Annotated in this window: 19 protein-coding genes, 1 pseudogene and 1 riboswitch; of the genes and pseudogenes, 5 read left to right on the forward strand and 15 right to left on the reverse strand. The window is 51.9% G+C overall.

Features of this window, described 5'->3' with window-relative positions:
- From GX147_07815 to GX147_07825, 3 genes and pseudogenes are all read left to right on the forward strand, one after another.
- A pseudogene (locus GX147_07815) lies at positions 1 to 351 on the forward strand (ABC transporter ATP-binding protein).
- Positions 352 to 587: 236 nt separating this feature from the next.
- Positions 588 to 788, forward strand: a riboswitch (cobalamin riboswitch).
- 27 nt (positions 789 to 815) lie between these two features.
- Positions 816 to 2921: a TonB-dependent receptor gene (locus GX147_07820; protein NLN60597.1), complete on the forward strand. Its 2106-nt coding sequence runs from the start codon at positions 816 to 818 to the stop codon at positions 2919 to 2921.
- Positions 2864 to 3892, forward strand: coding sequence for an energy transducer TonB (locus GX147_07825; protein NLN60598.1), 1029 nt, complete (start codon positions 2864 to 2866; stop codon positions 3890 to 3892). The genes GX147_07820 and GX147_07825 overlap by 58 nt, the downstream gene beginning before the upstream one ends.
- Before the next feature lie 166 nt (positions 3893 to 4058).
- Here the strand turns inward: GX147_07825 and GX147_07830 are convergent, their stop codons facing one another.
- The 6 genes from GX147_07830 to GX147_07855 are packed head-to-tail and all read right to left on the reverse strand — an operon-like array spanning position 4059 to position 8947.
- Complete coding sequence (locus GX147_07830; protein ID NLN60599.1) at positions 4059 to 4433, reverse strand: cyclic nucleotide-binding domain-containing protein; 375 nt, start codon at positions 4431 to 4433, stop codon at positions 4059 to 4061.
- Between the two features lie 40 nt (positions 4434 to 4473).
- The gene (locus tag GX147_07835) at positions 4474 to 4680 is read right to left on the reverse strand and encodes a cytosolic protein (GenBank protein ID NLN60600.1); all 207 of its coding nucleotides are present in this window, start codon (positions 4678 to 4680) and stop codon (positions 4474 to 4476) included.
- Between the two features lie 48 nt (positions 4681 to 4728).
- Entirely contained in the window at positions 4729 to 5694 is a 966-nt protein-coding gene (locus GX147_07840) for a DUF4340 domain-containing protein (protein ID NLN60601.1), read from the reverse strand.
- Positions 5691 to 7289, reverse strand: coding sequence for a GldG family protein (locus tag GX147_07845; GenBank protein ID NLN60602.1), 1599 nt, complete (start codon positions 7287 to 7289; stop codon positions 5691 to 5693). The genes GX147_07840 and GX147_07845 overlap by 4 nt, the downstream gene beginning before the upstream one ends.
- 6 nt (positions 7290 to 7295) lie before the next feature.
- Positions 7296 to 8006 (reverse strand): ABC transporter permease subunit, encoded by a 711-nt coding sequence (locus tag GX147_07850; protein NLN60603.1) that lies wholly within the window; start codon positions 8004 to 8006, stop codon positions 7296 to 7298.
- A complete protein-coding gene (locus GX147_07855) occupies positions 8003 to 8947 on the reverse strand; it encodes an ATP-binding cassette domain-containing protein (GenBank protein NLN60604.1) in 945 nt (314 codons plus the stop codon). Before GX147_07855 ends, GX147_07850 begins: the two co-directional genes overlap by 4 nt.
- 227 nt (positions 8948 to 9174) lie before the next feature.
- On the opposite strand from GX147_07855, the gene GX147_07860 reads away from it, so the two are divergent.
- On the forward strand, positions 9175 to 9603 hold the full coding sequence (locus tag GX147_07860) for a universal stress protein (protein NLN60605.1): 429 nt from the start codon (positions 9175 to 9177) through the stop codon (positions 9601 to 9603).
- Between the two features lie 70 nt (positions 9604 to 9673).
- Here the strand turns inward: GX147_07860 and GX147_07865 are convergent, their stop codons facing one another.
- The 9 genes from GX147_07865 to GX147_07905 all read right to left on the reverse strand — a co-directional run bounded on the left by GX147_07865 (position 9674) and on the right by GX147_07905 (position 18371).
- The gene (locus GX147_07865; GenBank protein NLN60606.1) at positions 9674 to 11164 is read right to left on the reverse strand and encodes a cysteine--tRNA ligase; all 1491 of its coding nucleotides are present in this window, start codon (positions 11162 to 11164) and stop codon (positions 9674 to 9676) included.
- A 77-nt stretch (positions 11165 to 11241) separates the two neighbouring features.
- Positions 11242 to 12279, reverse strand: a complete 1038-nt coding sequence (locus GX147_07870) for an N-acetyl-gamma-glutamyl-phosphate reductase (GenBank protein NLN60607.1) — start codon at positions 12277 to 12279, stop codon at positions 11242 to 11244.
- 45 nt (positions 12280 to 12324) lie between these two features.
- On the reverse strand, positions 12325 to 12729 hold the full coding sequence (gene rpsI / locus GX147_07875) for a 30S ribosomal protein S9 (GenBank protein ID NLN60608.1): 405 nt from the start codon (positions 12727 to 12729) through the stop codon (positions 12325 to 12327).
- A gap of 27 nt (positions 12730 to 12756) precedes the next feature.
- Positions 12757 to 13188, reverse strand: a complete 432-nt coding sequence (gene rplM, locus GX147_07880; protein NLN60609.1) for a 50S ribosomal protein L13 — start codon at positions 13186 to 13188, stop codon at positions 12757 to 12759.
- 325 nt (positions 13189 to 13513) lie between these two features.
- Positions 13514 to 13975 carry a hypothetical protein gene (locus GX147_07885; protein ID NLN60610.1) on the reverse strand — a complete coding sequence of 154 codons (462 nt, stop codon included), beginning with the start codon at positions 13973 to 13975 and terminating at the stop codon, positions 13514 to 13516.
- Positions 13976 to 14194: 219 nt separating this feature from the next.
- Positions 14195 to 15706 carry a glycosyltransferase gene (locus tag GX147_07890; GenBank protein ID NLN60611.1) on the reverse strand — a complete coding sequence of 504 codons (1512 nt, stop codon included), beginning with the start codon at positions 15704 to 15706 and terminating at the stop codon, positions 14195 to 14197.
- Between the two features lie 199 nt (positions 15707 to 15905).
- On the reverse strand, positions 15906 to 16157 hold the full coding sequence (locus GX147_07895) for a hypothetical protein (GenBank protein ID NLN60612.1): 252 nt from the start codon (positions 16155 to 16157) through the stop codon (positions 15906 to 15908).
- A gap of 54 nt (positions 16158 to 16211) precedes the next feature.
- Complete coding sequence (locus tag GX147_07900) at positions 16212 to 16397, reverse strand: hypothetical protein (protein NLN60613.1); 186 nt, start codon at positions 16395 to 16397, stop codon at positions 16212 to 16214.
- Positions 16398 to 16625: 228 nt separating this feature from the next.
- A complete protein-coding gene (locus tag GX147_07905; GenBank protein ID NLN60614.1) occupies positions 16626 to 18371 on the reverse strand; it encodes a PAS domain S-box protein in 1746 nt (581 codons plus the stop codon).
- Between the two features lie 391 nt (positions 18372 to 18762).
- Between GX147_07905 and gcvT the strand changes: the two genes are divergently transcribed.
- The gene (gene gcvT / locus GX147_07910) at positions 18763 to 19917 is read left to right on the forward strand and encodes a glycine cleavage system aminomethyltransferase GcvT (GenBank protein ID NLN60615.1); all 1155 of its coding nucleotides are present in this window, start codon (positions 18763 to 18765) and stop codon (positions 19915 to 19917) included.
- Positions 19918 to 19934 lie beyond the last annotated feature (17 nt).

The raw sequence follows: 19934 nt of genomic DNA on the forward strand, positions 1-19934 counted from the left end.
GTGCTCCTCCCCACGGAGGGGGCAATCCGTCTTTTCGGCAAACCCGTGGGGGAAATAAAACGGATCGACCTGGCTAAAATCGTGGCGGTGGTGCCGCAGATTTCGCCCATGATTTTTTCCTTAACGGCCCAGGAGGTTGTTCTCATGGGACGAACACCCCATCTGGGTCGGTGGCGCTTCGAGGGGGAAGAGGATCATGCGATCGTCAGGCGGGTCATGGAAAAAACCGAGACCCTCCAACTGGCCGGACGAAATATGAATCAACTAAGCGGCGGCGAAACGCACCGGGTGTTGATCGCCCGGGCTCTGGCCCAGGAGCCGCAGATCCTGCTTCTGGACGAACCCACGGCTTTCCTGGACATCCGCCACCAGGTCGATTTTCTGAATCTGGTTCAGAGGCTAAACGAGGAGCAGGGAATGACGGTGATCGCCGTCACCCACGACATTAATCTCGCGTCCCTTTACTGCAAACAAATCGCTCTGTTGAAGGAGGGACAAATTCAGGCTCTGGGCTCTCCAGAGGAAGTCATAACGGAGGAGAGGATTGAAGCCGCGTATCACCTATCCGTGACCGTCGATCACCATCCCGTGACCGGCCGTCCCCGGGTGACACCTGGAAGAGAGGAACCATCGGATAACGGAAACCGGTTGAAGCCGGTGCTGCCCCGCAACTGTGAGCGGAACGAAACCCGGAAGAACCACTGATTATCTTTCAAGAGAATCGGGAAGGGCCGGGAAGTAGGAGTCAGCCGCAAGCCAGGAGACGTATCCGACGGAAAAATAACCACCTTCCCGAGGGGGAAGAAAGGAGAAGAATGATGAAAAGATTTTTTTTGTTGTTTTTGGCAGCGGTTCCGATTTTTTTCGTTCTACAATCCGTTGCGGCTGCAAACGCGCCCACAGGCCATTCCACGGGGGAAACCCTCCAGATGGAGGAAGTGGTCGTCACGGCCACGAAAATCCCCGAAAAACGCAAGGACATTCCCAACGCCGTCGTTATTCTGGATGAAGAGGATATCCGGAAATCGGGAGCGAAATCCATCGGGCAGCTCCTGGCCAACGAACCGGGCATCGACTGGCGAAGCTACGGCAACTTCGGCGGAGCCGCCCAGGAGATCCAGATCCGCGGCATGCGGGGCAACGGCACCCAGATGCTCGTCAACGGCGTCAATGTCAATTCGCCCTCCCTGGGGCTGGCTGACGTGGGTAAAATTCCCTTGAACAACGTCGAACGGATCGAGGTGATCAAGGGTTCCGGATCGCTTCTCTACGGCTCGGGTGCCATGGGAGGCGTCGTGAACATCATCACCAAACGGCCCGACCGGGATAAAACGGATCTGAAAATCGGGGCGGGTTACGGTTCGCAGGACACGTACCGCCTGTGGGCCGAACAGGGCATGTTCGTCGCCGGCAATCTCGGTTACTACCTGACGGCAAACCGCGCGGAGACAAACGGGTTTCGCTCTAACAGCGACTTGCGTCAAAACGACGTTTCCCTGAAGATGGTCCTCGAACAAAGCGAAGCCGTCGATATCAGCCTCTATGGCGATTACCTCGACCGGACTTACGGCATGCCCGGCGTCAAACCGCCCCGGGGAACGGCGGATTATTATATCGGCGGCAAGAAGTTTTATGACAACGAGGCGGCAAGCCTTCTGGATTACAGCGAAGACCAGGACGGACACGTCGTTCTGGAAATCAAGGGTAAACCCCGGCACTGGCTGGGCTACCAGGGCAAAGGCTATTACACCCACATGGAAAATTATAATTACAACCGTTATGCCTTCGACGGTTCCGGAAACAAAAACTGGATCACCAACGAAGTCAAAGGGGCGGACGGACATGTGGATCTTCATCCGTTCGACGGGGCAACGCTTCTGCTGGGAGGGGAATATCGGGACCTCCGCTGGGGGAGCAAAACCCATGCCTTGGACAGCTCCGGCGCCCGGAGCGGGAAAACGGCCACCCACGCCCACCTGTTTACGCGGGGCTTTTTTTCGGAGGCCCAGTACCGGCCGTCAGACTACTGGAAAGTATTCGCCGGGATCCGGCGGGAAGAGCACTCGGCATTCGGTTCCGAAAATCTCCCCTTCTTCGGCCTGATTGTTAACCCGTGGCCAAACACGGCATTGAAGATTAACCACGGCAAGCATTTCCTGGCCCCCACGCCTAATGATTTATACTGGCCGGAAGATCCCTACACAAAGGGGAACCCGGATCTGAAACCGGAAACGGGTTGGCACAGTGACATCACGTTGGAACAATCCTCTCTTAATGACAAAATATTCGCCACTCTTTCTTATTTTCACTGGGACGTGAACGATAAAATCCAGTGGGAACCCGATTCACAGGGGATATTCAGTCCCGTTAACCTGGCGGATTACAAGGCCCAGGGCGTTGAAGCGGGGATTAAAATCGGCCCTTGTTACAATCTGACCCTGGGGCTGAGCTACACCTGGCTGGATGCAGACGAAAAAAATCGCGCCTATACCCGGCAGGATTACGTGTGGCCACCCTTTTCTCCCCCGGATTTTCAATATGTGATGGTTAAAAGAAGGGCGGCCTATACGCCGGAGGCGTTGTTCAAGGGTGATCTGACCTATAAAAACGGATTTGGCCTGACAGCGACGGCGACAATCCGATATGTGAGTGATCGGCTGGTTTATCGCACGGAAACAACGGTTTATCCGGACACCCGAACTGTCATTTATACGCTCGATTCCTACTGGACGATGGATCTGAAAGCCGAACAACGGTTTCACGGTCGTTATGTTTTCTCTCTCGCCGTCACAAACCTGGCTAACGTCGATTACGACACCCACATGGGGAGCTTCACGGACCAGAACACCTGGGAAACATCCTGGTGCAGATATCCCGGAATGGGCCGATCGGTGTTTGCCGGGTTGAGTTACGAATTTTAAGAAAGATCCGGGCGGGTGATGGGGAAAACGCCTCCTGGCAAACCAGGGAATATCTTGCGACGAGGCCTTTTCAAATGTTTTTCGCCTGTCAAAATAATGACGACACCGAACTTACAGGGAAGATGGACGTGCGGATCATAGAGGGTCTGTTTTTTACGGGTGCGGCTCACCCCCAAAAACCCCGGGGCATTGGCCTCGTGTTTCACGCCGTTTTGTTTTCTTTGCTGCTGCATCTGCTGACCTTGGGCATGCTGTATGTGGTGGTGAAAACCCCTTTGGTCTCGATGGGGAATGAACCGACACAGGGAATTATCCAGATAACCCTATCGCCTCCGGGTAAAAGCATCGGTCTAAGCCAGGTTGTCCCCCCCTCTGTATCGGCGGTAGAGGGGGAAAACACTTTTTTCACACGGGCAGAAAAATCAGAAACGTCGGCGGTAAAGGACACAACGCGTATGGGATCGCCGCCGGATGCAAAATCCCTGCTCACCGAGAGGAAGCCGGGTGATGTTACGGACATGCCAATCGTATCCCCCCATACGCCCCAGACAGCAGGATCCGTCACATCGAAGGGGGGCATGCCGGGGAACCGGGATTGTAACACCGCGGGAGGGGAACTTGCTCCGGTAACGAGGCCAGCTCTTCGGCAGGAGAGGCCGCGTTATCTCGATGTTCTTCCTCCCGTTTACCCGGCGGAAGCCAGAATCCGCGGGCATGAAGGCGTGGCGCTGATCGGCGCTGAAATCCTGCCGAACGGTCGGGTCGGACAGATCACGATCAGGAAAACTTCCGGCTACACCGCCCTTGACCGGGCGGCCATGAAGGCCGTCCGAGCCTGGCGGTTTGAGCCGGCCCGACACCTGGGCGCCCCCGTGGCCGTGATTGTTGATATCCCCGTCCGGTTTTCCCTGAAAGACGATTGGCACCATCACGACACGGCAACAGGCCCGAAGGGGGCTTTGGGCAGATGAAACGAAAAACGGGCGGGCGCCCGGATCTCGGGAGAGGTGTTCCCGTTCCGGGACAATACGACAGCCCAACGGGCCGAAACACACGTATTTTTTCTGCTGAAAGCCCGAAGATCAGCATGATACATGATAATGGAAAGAAACGATGGAGAAGGGGCCCCAAGGGGAATTAATCTTCCTGGATTGCGGCGGCAATGATCGCATCGGTGGCTTTTTTCAAACGTGCCGCAATGGTGTTGAATACCTGACGGAAATCCTCGGGCATCCTGTTGAATTCGTGGTCGTAATAATCCCGGTTGACAATGCCCACCGTCGTTTCCCCCATGGCTGTCGCCGTGGCGGTTCGTGGCATTTTGGAAATAAAGGCCATTTCACCGAAAATTTCGCCCGGGGGCAATACCTCCACAACCACCCGACGGCCCTTCATTTCTTTTGAAATCTCCACAGCCCCCTCTTCGATCACATAGATCCAGTCTCCATGCGTGCCCTCCTGAAAGATGACCTGCCCATCCTGAAATGTCTCGTATGAAGCAATCTGAAACATAAGCCCCTCCTTCACTTTCATTCAGTAACCTGTCATGCATTCAAACCTGTCCTGCCGCCACCAAGCCGGCAAAACGCTCGTAGGACCGGTCGTAAGTCCTTTCCACCTGATCCGGGAAAAAACAGGCCGGCAGCTCCCTGTTCCGGCGGTGATAGGTTAAACAATCACAACAACGGCCTTTCCGGACGCAAGGTTCGTAGGAACAATTACAGTGCGTCATGTTTTTTTCTTTAAGACAATCGCTCATCGCAAACCTCCCCCCTCCTGATACGGTCAGATTCCCGGCGAAAAAGTTTCATTGTGCCGACGGATTTTCCGACTCATCCATAACCGAGGCCTCAAGGTCCTTGATCTCCGGAAATAACGCTCGTACAACACCGTTTTGCAGGACGAGAACCGACTGATCTTCGCCGGTCATGGCGTAATGTCCCCATTCATTGGCTGGATACCCGATCAGGAGCATTTTCATCGAACGATCCTTGAGACGAACAGCCAAACGTAGCGGGGGCGTGATTAACCCTGCATCTCCTGGATTCAACGAATCGGCAAAGTCTGCCGCTTCCAGTTCATTCAGGATCGAAATGACCTGTTCCACCCGCCCTCCATCGGCTTTCCGGGCCACAGGCTTCACGATGAACCATCCGCCCCGGGTATCCCGATTCAACAGAATGGTTTCCTGTTCGATCTGAAAAGTCATCTCGACGATGTCATGACTCTTTAGCGAGAATATTTTTCGTTCCCGCCATAATTTCGCCGGTTTGTCGAGATGATCCCGCAAATTTCCGGGCTGCAGGATAACCTCGTCTCCATCCGTTCTCCTGATATAGGCGCTCAAGCCATCCGGCCCCTTTATCCCGACAAGAAAGCCGGCAAGCCTTTTCCCGTCTAAGTCGAAGAAAACGATCTCCGTTCCTTCACCGGCCTTCACCCCGAAAAGAGGGTGTTTGCTCCTGTTTTCGGAAACGATGTTGTCCCGTTTCAATTCCCGAATCGCCTGCAATAACGCGGTAACCTGTTTACGGTCCGCAGGGTGGTGTCTCGATTCCGTAACCAGGAACCAATTTCCATCAAGATTTTCAAAGACCAGATCGCCGTTTCCTATATCAATTTTGTTGACTTTCCATGGCTCGAAACCGGGGAAGACCAGGAGAGTGCCTTTGGACGGTCCTCCATGCAGACTGAAAGAGCCCTCGAAAAAAAAGGCTACTCCCCCCGCAGCAAGGAGTGCGATGAGCAGAATCAGATTCCGTCTGGCCTTCATTCCGTTCTCTCCTTCAGGATGCCAGTCCTTCTTCGCCGGCGCAGATAATAGCGGCCCAAACCGATCAGAATGACCAGAAGGGGCGCACCGATCATGTTTCCGTACTTGATCAGCACCTTCTGTTTTTCCGAAAGAATCGGCAGAGGCCGGCTCAACATCTTCTTGGAGCGAATTCCGATCAGATCATCTCCCCAGGTGAACCAGTCCACGGCATTGAGGAAAAATTCCGCATTACCCTGAGCGGTAATAAATGCGTCGGAAAGAAAACGCGCGTTCCCCATGACCAGGATTTTTGTGTCTTCCTGACTTCGGAGTGGCAGCCCCGTCTCTCCCGCAGCCGAATTCCGCTTGTGGTCTCCTCCACCGGGCGAGTCGGCGTAGAAGCGGGTAAATTTCCCTTCAAGAAGAATGATAAGGGGATAGGATTTGATTTCTCCCGCCGGCGGATTGAATTCTTGAGCGGGACTGATGTTGTACATCCCACGCTGGAGCCAACTGTGCGATGAAGTTCTGGCGAGGACGGTTGCGTTGACATGCGGTTTTTCAAGCACCTCCAGGGCTGCAACCCAGGGCATACTCATGGTTTCCAGGCGGTTCACGATAACGTGATCCGCAGCCAGACCTTCTTTCACCAGTTTCGGATAAAAGGCGTAAGGAACTCGGAGGACTGTAAATCCCGTCCGGAAGTTGATGGCCGTGTTAAAGCGGTCCAGCACCAGGTCCTGGGTAATCCTGACCCCATAAGTTTCAACCAGGTCTTCCAGGTTGCTGACTCGGCGCGAGGCCGTCATGGTGACGCCGTCTATGTTGACCCGGTCAATCAGAAAGAAGACTTTGCCCCCGCCCATGACATACTGGTCGATGGCACGCTTTGTTTTTTCGGGAGTCCTTTCGGGAGAAACCACCACAAGAAGATCCGTTCCGTCGGGAATGGCATCGACCGCCCCTGGGGGGAGCGTGTTCAGATCATAAAGAGGCGCCAGCATCTCCCGAACGGTTCCGAAGTTTCCATTCAGATCGTATTCCTCTCCTCCGGTTAAAAAAACAATACGCTTCCTTTCATTTTTCAGAAGTCTCAAAACCGCGCTGGTCACATCATACTCCAGGTTTTTCGCCTCCCTGACGAAGGGAATGATCTCCTGCCGGTCCTCGTAGGAAACGGCAATCCCCATGTAAACGTTGGTAATCTGGGCCTGGTCCTTCTGGTAAACATTTATCGGCACCTGGGGGATACCCATCGCCTGAACACGCTTCTGCAAAAGGGCGTCTTGCGCCGGGTCGGCGTACGTTATCCTGACTTTTTCCTTGCCGTTCACCCGGTACTCCTCGAGAAGATCGTCGATTTGCTGTCTCAAGGCGGTGAGTTCGGACGGGATTTTCTTTGAAAAGAAACACTGAATGGTTATCGGGTCGTTCAAATTGCTCACCATTTTACGGCTTGATTCGGAAAGCGTGTATATTTTATTTTCCGTCAAATCCAGCCGCATGAAATGCCGATGGGACAGAAAGTTAAGCAAAACAAGGAATCCCAGAACCACAAGGATCAGGATCGAGTCACCAAAGAGAAAACGGATCTTTCGTTGCCAACCGGACATGGATCGCTACCTGCGCCTCGTCACATAGATAACATTCATAAAGAGGAAGAAACCTGTGACGGAAAGATAGTAAATAATATCCCGAGAATCGATGATTCCCCGCTGGATACTGTTAAAGTGCCTGCCGAGTCCCATGAAGGAAAAGAAGGGAGCCCAGAATTCCGGGAGATTCGCGAGGACAATGTCCTCTCCCAGAATGAAAAGGATAAAGGATAACAAAATCGTTAAAATGAAGGCAACAATCTGGTTTTTCGTAAAATTGGAAAGAAAGAGGCCGATCGATAGATATGCGCCCCCCAAAAAACATGTCCCGAGATAGCCGCCGACCACCGGCCCCCAATCAAGTTTGCCCAGGCAACCCAGGGTCAGAGGCAGAGAAAAACTGAAGAAAACGGAGGCGAAAACAAAAAGGAAGCCGGCCATGAATTTGCCCAGGACCAGTTCGTATTCCCTGACCGGAAGGGTCAGAAGGATTTCAACCGTTCCCATTTTCTTCTCCTCGGCCCACAACCGCATCGTCACTGCCGGAATGAAGATCAAAAAAACCCAGGGGAGAAAAAAGAAAAAACCCCGCATCTGAATCTGGTTGCCGACAAAAAAACCGCGGAAGAAAAACCAGTAGGTCACGGCCAGAAAGGATATGATAAATACGTAGGCCACCGGTGAATCGAAATAGGCATTGAATTCCCGCCGACAAAGGGCTAACGCTCCGGTCATGGGACAACCTCCTCCACAGTCAAATGCTGAAACACTTCCTCCAGGGACAGTGATTCCCGGTAAAGCTCGGTCAGCACCCACCGGTTGTCGACAGCCATGCGAAAGATCGTCTCCCGAATATCGATATCGTCGTCCGTAATCACCCGGAATCGCCAGATCCCCTCACCCGCCTCACCCAGACACTCAATGTTCTTTACCGGCCGGCTTGCTTTGAGTCGCGTTATAACCGCTTCGGAAGGGGCATTCAGGGCAAATGTGACGGCATGGCCACCCCGGGCACGAACGGACATCTCTTCGGGGGTGCCGCTACCAACGATCCTCCCCCGATTCAGGATAATAATTCGACTGCATGTCGCCGCGACCTCGGGCAGAATATGGGAACTCAGGAGAACCGTCTTTTCTCTCCCGAATCGCTGAATGAGATGCCTGATTTCCACAATCTGATTGGGATCGAGACCAACCGTCGGTTCATCTAGAACGAGTATGTCGGGATCGTGAACAATGGCTTGGGCGAGACCAACCCGCTGACAATAACCTTTGGACAGTTCGCCGATATTCTTGTGGGCCATTTTCTCCAATCCGGCTATTTTAATCACTTCGTCAACCCGTCTTTTGCGGTCCCTCCTTGTCACGCCTCTCATGGAAGTGATGAACGAAAGATAATCCACGACCCCCATGTCCGGATAAAGGGGATTGCTTTCCGGCAAGTACCCGATTTTACGCCTGATCTCAAAGGATTGTTCGGGGAGATGCCACGCGGAAACGTTGATTTTCCCGTCATCCGCAGCAAGATATCCCGTCAGGATCCGCATAATCGTTGTCTTCCCTGCACCGTTCGGGCCGAGCAGACCCAGAATCTCCCCTTTTGCCACACGGAAGGACAGGCGATCTACGGCTACCGTTTCTCCGTAACGCTTGGTGATCTGGTCCATTTCAATCATGGCCGGATTGTCTCCACAGAAAATACACTCCGAAAGGAACCGCTGCTGAATGCGTATTTCAAGTCTACACGGGGATTATTCAGTACCATGATCGCCAGCCATTTACAATGGGGCTTTGTCTTTTTTCACAGTACCGACCGATTCTATCAAGACTTTATGTTGACTAATAACAGAATTTATCGGAGAATGAGAGGGATTTTTATTTTCACTCTCAAGGAGGAATGATCATGGCAGGAGAAAGGGTTATCAAGGTTCTTGCCGCCATTGACGGCTCTCCCATTTCGGAAACCGTCCTGAAACACAGCGGCCGATACGCACAATTGTCCGGATGTGATTTGACGCTGATTCATGTTCTAGAGGATATCATACCCTACAAAACGCTTCCCGACACACCCCTTTACCGCGAACGCAAACAGGAAGGCGAGAAAATCCTCGAGCAGGCCAAAAATAACCTCGCCGAGTACGGTGTGACCTGCAAAACCATCCTGGCCGCGGGTCCGGTTGCAGAAGAAATCGTCAGAATCGCCGAAGAGAAGCAGGTGGACTATATCTTTATGGGACATCGGGGACACCGGGGTTTTAAGAGGATGCTTCTGGGAAGTGTGGCCGATGACGTCAGTAAATATGCCCACTGCGCCGTAACCATTATCAGGTAGGGTCGATCAAGAAAAGCCCTCGGGGATTATGGATCATATCCGCCGGGGGCTTAAACTATTTAAAGAGTCTTCACGCCACCATCCAGGTCGTGCCGTCTGCGCCGTCTTTCAAGATGATCCCTTGGGCGACCAGGTGATGGCGAATCCGATCGGCTTCAGCCCAGTCTTTTCGGCTTCTCGCAACATTTCGTTTCTCCAGAAGCCGTTCGATCTCGTTTATATCCAACGCCCGTTTGGCAACTTCCCGTTCCCGGTCGAGGTGAAAATACTTGTCCGGATCCTCCTGGAAGAGTCCGAGCACCCCACCGATTTCCTCCATGACCTCCCCGACCATTCGGGCATCGCCGACCTTTTCGGCTGAAGTCACATCCTTTCCGGCCAACTCCAGAAAATTATTGGCCTGCCTGACCATGTCAAACAGGTACCCGATTGCCCGGGCCGTGTTGAAATCATCTTCCATCGCTTCGATAAACTGAACCCTGAACAGACGGATGCGGTCAACCATCTCGGACGCCGGTTTCATAAAACTTTCGGCAGGCGGTGTTGCTGCGTCCGGGGCTGCCGATACGATATCCTTGATTGATTTCAAAAGTGAATAAAAACGTTCCAGACCGAGCCGTGCTTCATGGATGGATGATTCCAAAAAATCCAGAGGGCTTCGATAATGGCTCTGCAGGATGAAAAGACGCAGGGTTTCCGGATGATGCTGTTTGAGCATCTCGCGTATGGTCGAGAAATTGCCTAGGGATTTGGACATTTTCTCATGATTGACCCGGACAAAGCCGTTATGCATCCAGTAGCGGGCGAAGGGTTTCCCCGTTGCCCCCTCGGACTGGGCCATCTCGTTTTCATGATGCGGGAAAACCAGATCCGCGCCTCCACCGTGAATATCAAAAGTATCACCAAGATACCTCTGACTCATGACGGAGCATTCAATATGCCAACCCGGCCTTCCTTTGCCCCATGGGCTTTCCCACCAGGGTTCATTCTCCTTGCTCCCCTTCCAGAGAGCAAAGTCCAAAGGATTGCGCTTTTTGTCATTGACATCGACCCGGGCGCCCGCCATCATTTCTTCAAGCCCCCTGCCCGAGAGCTTGCCGTATCCGGGAAAGGCTTCGACCGAAAAATACACATCGCCATCTGACACATAAGCCAGGTTCTTCTCCAGAAGCATCTCGATCAGGCGGACCATGTCACCGATATGATCCGTTGCCCGGGGTGTTACCGTCGGCCTCTGCACCCCCATGGCATCCATATCCTCATTGTGTTCAAGGATATACTGCTCGGCGACATCTTCAATACTGCGCCCTGAAGCATTCGCCTTGCCGATGATTTTATCATCCACATCGGTAAAGTTCTTGACAAAGGTGACCTCATAGCCCCGGTATCTGAAAAACCGGGCGATGACATCAAACACCACGGCAGATCGTGCGTGACCGATATGACAGGTATCATAGGCCGTTATGCCACAGACATAAAGGCCGACCTTGCCCGCTGTCAGAGGTTCGAATACTTCCTTCTTTCTGGTTTGGGTATTGTAAACCTTCAATGTCGATGCCATACCATCCTCCACTCTTTCACCATCATAATCGGCAAAAAATCATAAGAAACGATGAGGGGGCCTTAAACCGACCGGGCTCAGGGAAAGAGAGGAACCAGCGTCAAACCCGCCTCTTCCGGCAGGTCGCAAATAAGATTCATGTTTTGAATCGCCTGGCCCGCTGCGCCCTTGACCAGATTGTCGATCGCCGAAACGATGATCGCCCTGTTCGTTCTCCCATCAACGGCAAGACCGATGTCGCAATAATTTGTTCCCTTGATACACAGAAGATTAGGAAACATGCCTTTAGGGAATATGCGGACAAAGTTTTCTTCCCGGTAAAACTTATTGTATTTTTCCACGAGATCGTCAACAGTCACGGAGCGGAGCAGATCCACATAAATCGTACTCAAGATTCCCCGATTAACGGGCAACAGATGGGGGGTAAATGAAATTGTAACCGGCTCCCCGGAAAGTTGCGAGAGGATTTGTTCCATCTCTGGAATGTGACGGTGCTGCCCTCCGACTTTATAGGCTTTGAGTCCTTCGTTCACTTCACAAAAAAGGCTCCCCATCTGGGGTTCTCGCCCTGCCCCGCTGGTTCCGGACTTTGAATCCACAATAATGGAGGATCGATCAATCCAGTCCGTATCCAATAACGGCGCCATGCCGAGGATAACACTTGTCGGATAACAGCCGGGATTTGCGACAAAACGGGATCTTCTGATCTGGTCCCGACATAATTCAGGAATCCCGTACACGGCCTCGGAGATGAGGTCGGGGGCCTCGTGCTTTCCGTACCACTTTTCGTACACGGCCAGATTATGCAGGCGAAAATCGGCACTGAGATCAATGACGATGCATCCGGCACGATGGAAGACCGGAGCGATCTTCATGGATGTCCCGTGCGGTAGAGCCAGAAAAACGACTTCCACCGTCTGCGCCACTTCTTCCGGCCCCGCATCCAGAAAATCAAGATCCGTCAGCTCAATGAGGGATGGGTAGGCGGTAAATATCGGTTGGCCCGCAAACCGGCGGGAGGTGGCAAATATCAATTCCGCATCGGGATGACAAACAAGCAGACGCAACAGTTCCTGCCCTGTATAACCGCTCGCTCCGTATATCCCTATTTTCATCTTGAATCCTCCAAAAAAAAGGGAGGCCTTGGCCTCCCTTCCGGATTAACGTTTCGAGAACTGGAAGCGTTTCCGCGCCCCGGGCTGACCATATTTCTTTCTTTCCTTGATCCGCGAATCCCGGGTCAGGAAACCGATCTTCTTCAGAGTGGTGCGCATCTCCTGATCGTATTCCACGAGAACCTTGGAAATGCCGTGTTTGACGGCACCTGCCTGACCGGCCATGCCGCCGCCGCGAACATTAATGAAAAAATCAAACTGTCCGCGTTTTCCAACCGCATCAAGGGGTTGTTGAATGAGCATCTTCAGGCTATCCCGCGTAAAATAATCGTCAAATGCACGTTTGTTGACCGTGATCGCTCCCGCGCCTTCTTTCATATATATTCTGGCTATGGCTGTTTTCCTTTTTCCCGTCGCATAGAAGCGTTTTTCCATTATCCGTATCTCCATAAAAAATATCTATTGAAAAATCGGTTATCAACCAAAGGAAATGACTTTGGGACACTGGGCAGCATGATTATGGTCGCTGCCCGCGTAGATTTTAAGCTTTTTCAGCATGGCCCGCCCCAGTGTATTTTTAGGCAGCATCCCCCTGACAGCTTTTCGTAGTACCTCTTCGGGTTTTTCCTGAAGTAGCTTCCCCGCAGATATCGATTTAATACCTCCCGGATAACCGGTATGATGATAGTAAATCTTGTCTTTCAATTTGTTGCCTGTGAGAACCACTTTGCCGGCATTGACGACGACAATGAAGTCCCCTGTATCCACGTGAGGCGTATAGACGGGCTTGTGCTTCCCCTTCAGTCGCGCGGCTATCTCCGTTGCCAGCCTGCCCAGCACCTGACCCTCCGCATCGACAAGAAACCAACCCCTTTGGATTTCACCTTTTTTTGCATTGTATGTAGTCATAACTGCACCAGCCTCTGAAAATTGAAACATGGACGCTACGCAATTTTACGTCGTTTGTCAAGGAAAAACCTTCAGACGGCAGGATGTTTCCGCAAAAGCCTACGCTTGCTCTTCAGTCCGAAGACTCGCAAATCCGCCAGAGGAGCCCGCCTCCTTCACGATACATATTTTCGGGGCCCCTTTCGGTATTCTCAGTCGAACTCCGCTCATTCAGCCACGGTGGGAACATTTTCATGAATTCTCCCACAGATCAGACCTCGGATGGCAAGTCACGCATATCGGAAGCGAATAGGCTGTTTTCAGTTCACTGGCCCGGGTCGTGACGTTACACTCCCCGGCGCTCCCCCGAAGATTCAGAATCCAAATGTTCCCCTTTCCCTGTTTCGTCTCGTACCAAAACACCATGCAAACGCTGCCAGTTAATGCGCGTCGACGCTTGCCTTCGGACGGCAACCTGCTGTCGTGCGGCCTCTTCAGACATCCCCCGGGACACCCACCATGCCGCAGCCATGGCGCCGGTCCTGCTATCTCCACTCAAACAATGAACGATGATCCGTTGGTCAGGCCCAGCCTCACACACCAATTCCATAAATCGCTTCACCTGGCTTACCGAGGGTCTGCCTCCTTCCGATACAGGGATGTTATGACGTATGAAACCGATGTCGTTCGCGGTTTTTCGATCATATAAAGGGGGTTCCTCACGCTCGTCAATCAGGGAAACGATGACTCTGAACCCTTCCCGGTAAAGCATGAGAAGCTGTCGATCCGTAGGGCAACTACAAGCCAATATTGTTGGTTCCTCAATCCACCAAGCAAGCATATCCGGTCAGAACCACCTGTTTATTGGTCTTTGTTGACAATTGCATGGTCTGCATGAAAAACCATGCACTCCCAAAACACCCCCGCTTTACTCCATTTCGGGTCTTTGCACAACAGAATTTTTCCATTGAATAAAGTTGAACTTAAGGAATGGGCGAGCCGTTGTAAGGCGGGTGCGGAATCCTGATCAGGCCAGGGACTTGTTACCATTGAGACGTTCATAGACGGCTACGTATTCACCTATCATCTTGGAGAGATTGTACAGATTCCTGGTTTCTCTCATGATATGCTTGATGTGACGTTCCCGGAGCCTGGCGGGATGCCGGTGAAAGCGTATGCTCTTCGACAGGGCATGGGAGAGTCCCCCGGAATCGTAATCCCGAAAAAGAAAACCATTTCCCGCCCCAAGATCCGACTCCTCGCTGTCGAGCCTTAATTCGTGAATTTTATCGTGATAACCCCCGGTGTCACGGTTCGTCGCCGTGGCACCAAAAAGATTGCCTATCTGATCTATCTGACCGCATGGTTCATAAAGCGACGCTCCAAAGACGTCGTTGGCCGCAGCATACCCGAGCATGGACAGTGATTCTTCAAAATGATGGTAAGCTATCTTGCCCCCCGATGCCATGGCGATTCGTCCAAGAATTGCCTCATGTGTTCTGTCCCTCCCCACCCCGTCCCCGACAATGGCAATTTGAGCATCCCCGTTCTCGATCACGAAGCGCAGGGCGACATCCTCCAGGAGCTCCACTCCTTTTTGGCTTGGATCAAGCCGTGAAGGCCAATAGAAAAGAATGGCCTCGGGGTTGACGATCAGCCCGGTTCGCTGCTGGAACGCGACCAGATTTTTCCTCTTGGCGGCAAACACGTCATCATCAGGTCCGTAATTCCTCACCAGAAAAGGACAGACCTCCGGATACATCAGTCGTGATGGCGCGTTGAGGATGGCCAAAGTGGCCCCATGGTTGTATTTGACCTTGATTTCCTGACGCACGGCCGGGGAAAGAACGGTGCGATCGAGAAAATAATCTTCCAGGATTTCATACATGAACTGAACACCGACGAAATTGATCAGGCTCGCGTTTTTGATGGCCGTCGCCTGACAGTCGATCGTTTGCTGTCCATGTTCATTGGACATATAAAAAAAGTCGTGGAGAAGATCGATATCGACGCCGAAGAGCATGTCCAGGGGAATGTGACCTGTATGAACATTGTGAATGGTATGGAGGACCGGGCAGCCCGTTGCCTTGGCATAGGCGGTAATGGCGCCACCCGCCATCCAGTCGTGACTGTGAATGATAAGCTTCCCACCACTTTTCGCCCTGATGGTCTTGATGAAGTGCTGGACCATCTGTTTTTGGAATGTCGCCGCATTTAACAGGGGATTTCCCGAGTAGGCACTCATTAAATTGGCAATGAAAGAGGCGTTGACCAGATGGATCCGGTCCGGATCGATTTTATAACGGATATCACGCCATTGTTCTTCATTTAACCCGCATTCTTCCTTGAAGCGTTTTTTTAAGTTCAGTGTTCCCAGATGGAAGTCAATGCCCCGTTCCCGAAGGCCCTCACACAACGCCGCCACGACCTCTCCCATGCCACCGCTTTTCCCAGAAATAAACCGTGCGAGCGTTCCCATATCCTGCGGCAATCTGCCTATTTCCGGGCTTAGAAGCAGTACGGTGGTCTTGTCATTCATGGTCGGGTCCTCATCCGGTTATGACTCTTCTGGAAGAGTCACCGTTTGAAATCATATTCCACCAGGGAACAACCGACATAAATTTATCCACCGACCTCACCGGCACAGGGGAATTGTGGCAAACAATTTAGTTGGATGTGGAATATGTCAGCTCAACGACCTTCTCCATGCCGGATAGGATGTATGCTTTTTCCGGGTGCTAAATATTTGACCATACCTTGCCGGATTCCCGTAAGTGGCAATAGTCGGCAATCAGCGCCTCATCTCTCAGAACCGCCATGGGACTGATAAGGGATACAATCCCACAGAAGGGACATTGAAAATGCATATGTCCAGACAGGGGATTGTGTCCCAGGTACTTGAACAAGGTTGAGGATTCATTCGTTTCGCCCTGATCCCATGCATCTATTTTCCCGTCTCTTCCACAGTATGCGCACCTTATCTTTCGCATCGGCACAAACCTCCTCAACAGAATGGAAGCGAGTAGAAATGGGAACCAATTGAATTAACCCCAATAGGATGCAGTCAGGTTATCGCATTGGCCGACTTGGTCTTCCGGAATATTCCTTTGTCTGTCTTCGGTGTGCAAAACGGTCTCAGTTGCTGAAACATCAACACCTTTATCCAATTTAGCGGGATCAGCCGTTCTGGTCGCGGTGACAGTCATTTTTTCGCCAATGCCCACTTTCATGTCATTCCCCTCCCTTCTCGCGAACCATCAAATTACAATTCTCCCTTAACCCCATGACTCCGCTCGCATACGCGTTATTCTTCACCTCATTGCAAGCCCTGTAACAAAACATTCTGAACACATGGCCGTAAAGAGTACCAAAGAATAAATGAGTCGTTTATATATTATTTCCTCAATGTAAGATTGACAATACGGGATAATCAACGGGTTAATATCAGGTATATCCTGCTACGATGTCAGGGACATCAGGTAAGATCTCAGGTTCTTGTTGGTTTTTTTCAAATCCAGCTTTCTGCGGATATTGTGCCGGTGAAACTCGATGGCACGAATCGAACTGCCGAGCAGTTCTGCGATTTCCTTAGTTGTTTTGCCTTCCTTTACAAGTTTGGCAATCTCAATCTCTTTCGGCGTTAACGCGCCCAGTTTCGTTGTTAACTTGTTGGCAAAAGGAGAAACGATATCATTCAGAGACATTTCCAGAATTCTGATATAAGCCGCTTCCCTGGGAGGAAGTGAGGAGTTCCTGAGCTTTTCGATGTAGGGTTTCACCAGTTTTTGCACGTTCAGGGTGATGTCATCTTCCATATCGCTTTTATCCTTTTCCCGTTGATCGAGGAGGACTTTCAGGGCAACGTTTATTTCTTCGAGAGTGATTGTTTTTGTAAGCAATTCCCGCCCCCTCTGTTTTAATTGTTCCTCCGTCATCCTCCGCTCCGTAATATCACGAATGGATTCAATCCCTCCGACAATCTCCCCTGCAGTATCGTAGAGAAAAGCGGCCTTGCCCCACAGAACACGGAGATTTCCGGCAAACACGCCTCTGCTTTCCGCCAGGATGACGTCACCTTCTCTTATAAATTCGTCATACAGACCTTCAACGGCATCGTCCGGTTTGAACAGCAGATCAATCAACATGGGCCGCGGCAAACCATAAAAAGGGACGGCATACGCGTGGTCGCCCTGTCCGACCATATCGGCCGCCTTCACCCCGGTCATGTCTTCGATGGCTTTATTCCAGACCAAAACACGGCCCGACCGATCGATGGCATAAGTGGGATCAGGCAAAAAGTCGATGATTTCTGACAGCAGGCGTTCTGAATCCCTGAGGGCCTTTTCGGCTAAAACCCGTGTGGTAATATCTTGCGAAAAACCCTCATAATAGAGAATATTGCCAGCGGTGTTCCTGACGGCCCGCGCATTTAAAGAAACCCATATCACCTCTTTGTTTTTGGTATTAAACCCCACTTCGAAACCGTGAATAAAGCCTTCCGTATCGCAAATATTCCGAAATTTATCACGATCTTCAGAATGAACATAATGTCCCTGTCCGATATCGTCAATGGCGTCGATCATCTCCTGCGGAGTCTCGTATCCAAACATGCGGGCATGGGCCGGATTAACCTTGAGGATACGTCCCCCCGGCGAAGACTGAAAAATACCCTCTACGGCATTTTCAACGATACTGCGATATCGTTCCTCCGCCTCCGCCAGGTTTTTTTCGGCTTTTTTCCGCTCCGTGATGTCAACCATGACCCCAACAAGTCCGGCCAGAACACCTCGCTCATCATAGAAGGTCGCCTTGCTGAAAATGACATCCCGCAGCCTGCCGTCGGCATCAGATATCTGCCATTCATAAACCTGCTCTCCTGGATCATGGAACAGGTTTGTATCCATCTCCGTGTATTTATCCGCCAAATCCGATGGAAAGATCTCATGAAGGGTTTTGCCGACAATCGCCTCTTTTCCCATCCCAAGAAAGGTTTCGTACGCCCTGTTGCAGCCCAGATAGATCCCGTTGGTGTCTTTGTAGAAAATCGAAATGGGGATTGTATCGACGAGAATTTGTAAAAAATCGGACTTCTGATGAGATTGCCCTGAAGCCAGTGCTTCGGCCAACAGGCTCTTTGCCTCTTGCAATTCCCTGATCAACTGGGCTTTCGTTTTCTTTTCATCCCGCATGATTCCCGTCCTCATGGCTGCATCGGGTATCCCCTTCGCCAACCGGACAAATAATCCCGTTGATAGCGGTAGAGCTCCTGTCTCTGAAACGGGGGCAGGCCTGTGTTCTTTTGTATCACCATCGGGGTCATCTCCTTCTGAGGCATTTGCCCCGTCTGGTTCCCCCGAAAATGTAAACAACCCTGGGTTAACCCACATTTTAGGTCTTGAAATATGCCACTCCTTATAGTAATTCCAACCTGTCGGGCGGATTTTCATGCGCCACAAACCGTAACTGGCGCGCCGTGCGGCACATCATTTAATACACTAACTTAATAGGGGCGATCCAGACTTATTTTGTTGATCCGAAAAGGAGCACGGACGTGATTTTTCCCGGAGACGGCTTTTTTAACCGCCATTGTTTCACCTGGTTTGCACAAAGCCCACAACCTCGGCATCGACCACACAAGGAGATACCGTCAAACCCGTGAAAAAAACTCCCCTTCATGAACGTCATCTCGCCCTGGGGGCGACCATGATCGACTTCGCCGGCTGGACCATGCCGGTCTATTACACGGGCATAATCGAGGAACACAAAAGAACCCGGGAAGGGGCCGGCCTGTTCGACATCTGCCACATGGGTGAAATCGATATCACCGGCCCGGGCGCTTTTGATTTTCTCCAGCTCATTCTGTCCAGAAATCTGGAGGGACAGCAGATCGGTCAGTTGAAACTCAGCGTCATGACAAACGAACGGGGAGGCATTCTGGACGACCTGACTTTTTATCTCTTGGGGGATCAGCACTACCGTCTTGTGACCAATGCCGGAAGCAGGGAAAAGGATCTGACCTGGATTCTGAAAGTCAAAAAAGAATACGGATTCACCAACATTTCGGTGACCGATCGTTCCAATACCATTGGCAAAATCGATCTCCAGGGGCCGAAAGCAGCGGCTATTTTACAGCCTCACGTTCCCGCTGATCTTTCAACGGTGAAGTTCTACCATTTCGTTTTCTCCAATATTGCCGGCATCGAGACCCTCATTTCACGAAGCGGCTATACCGGCGAAGACGGTTTTGAAATCTATACCGAAGCCGGCCACGTCACTGTAATATGGGATCTGCTGCTCAAAACCGGAACGGACCATGGTCTCCTTCCTGCCGGACTGGGCGCCCGGGACACCCTGCGACTTGAATGCGGCATGATGCTCTACGGAAGTGACATTGACGAGGGCAGCACCCCCTTCGAGGCGCTTTACGGCTGGGTCGTGGACCTGAACAAGCCCTTCATCGGTCGCGACGCCCTGCAACGCCAACAGGTTGAGGGCATCGGGAAAAAACTCATCGGCTTTGAAATGGTGGACAAGGGAATCGCCCGCCACGGCTACCGGGTTCTCAAGGAGGGACAAGATGTTGGTGTCGTCACCTCCGGCACCTTCACTCCAACACTTAACCGGGCTATCGGTCTTGCCTACGTGCCTCCGAGCATGAAGGAGCCCGGCACGGAAATCGATATCGAGATCCGGAACCGGCCGACCCGCGCCCAAGTGGTCAGACTTCCCTTTTACAGGCGTCCGACATAACTTAGTCTTGAACGAGT

This window comes from Deltaproteobacteria bacterium (assembly GCA_012522415.1).
Taxonomy (GTDB): domain Bacteria; phylum Desulfobacterota; class Syntrophia; order Syntrophales; family JAAYKM01; genus JAAYKM01.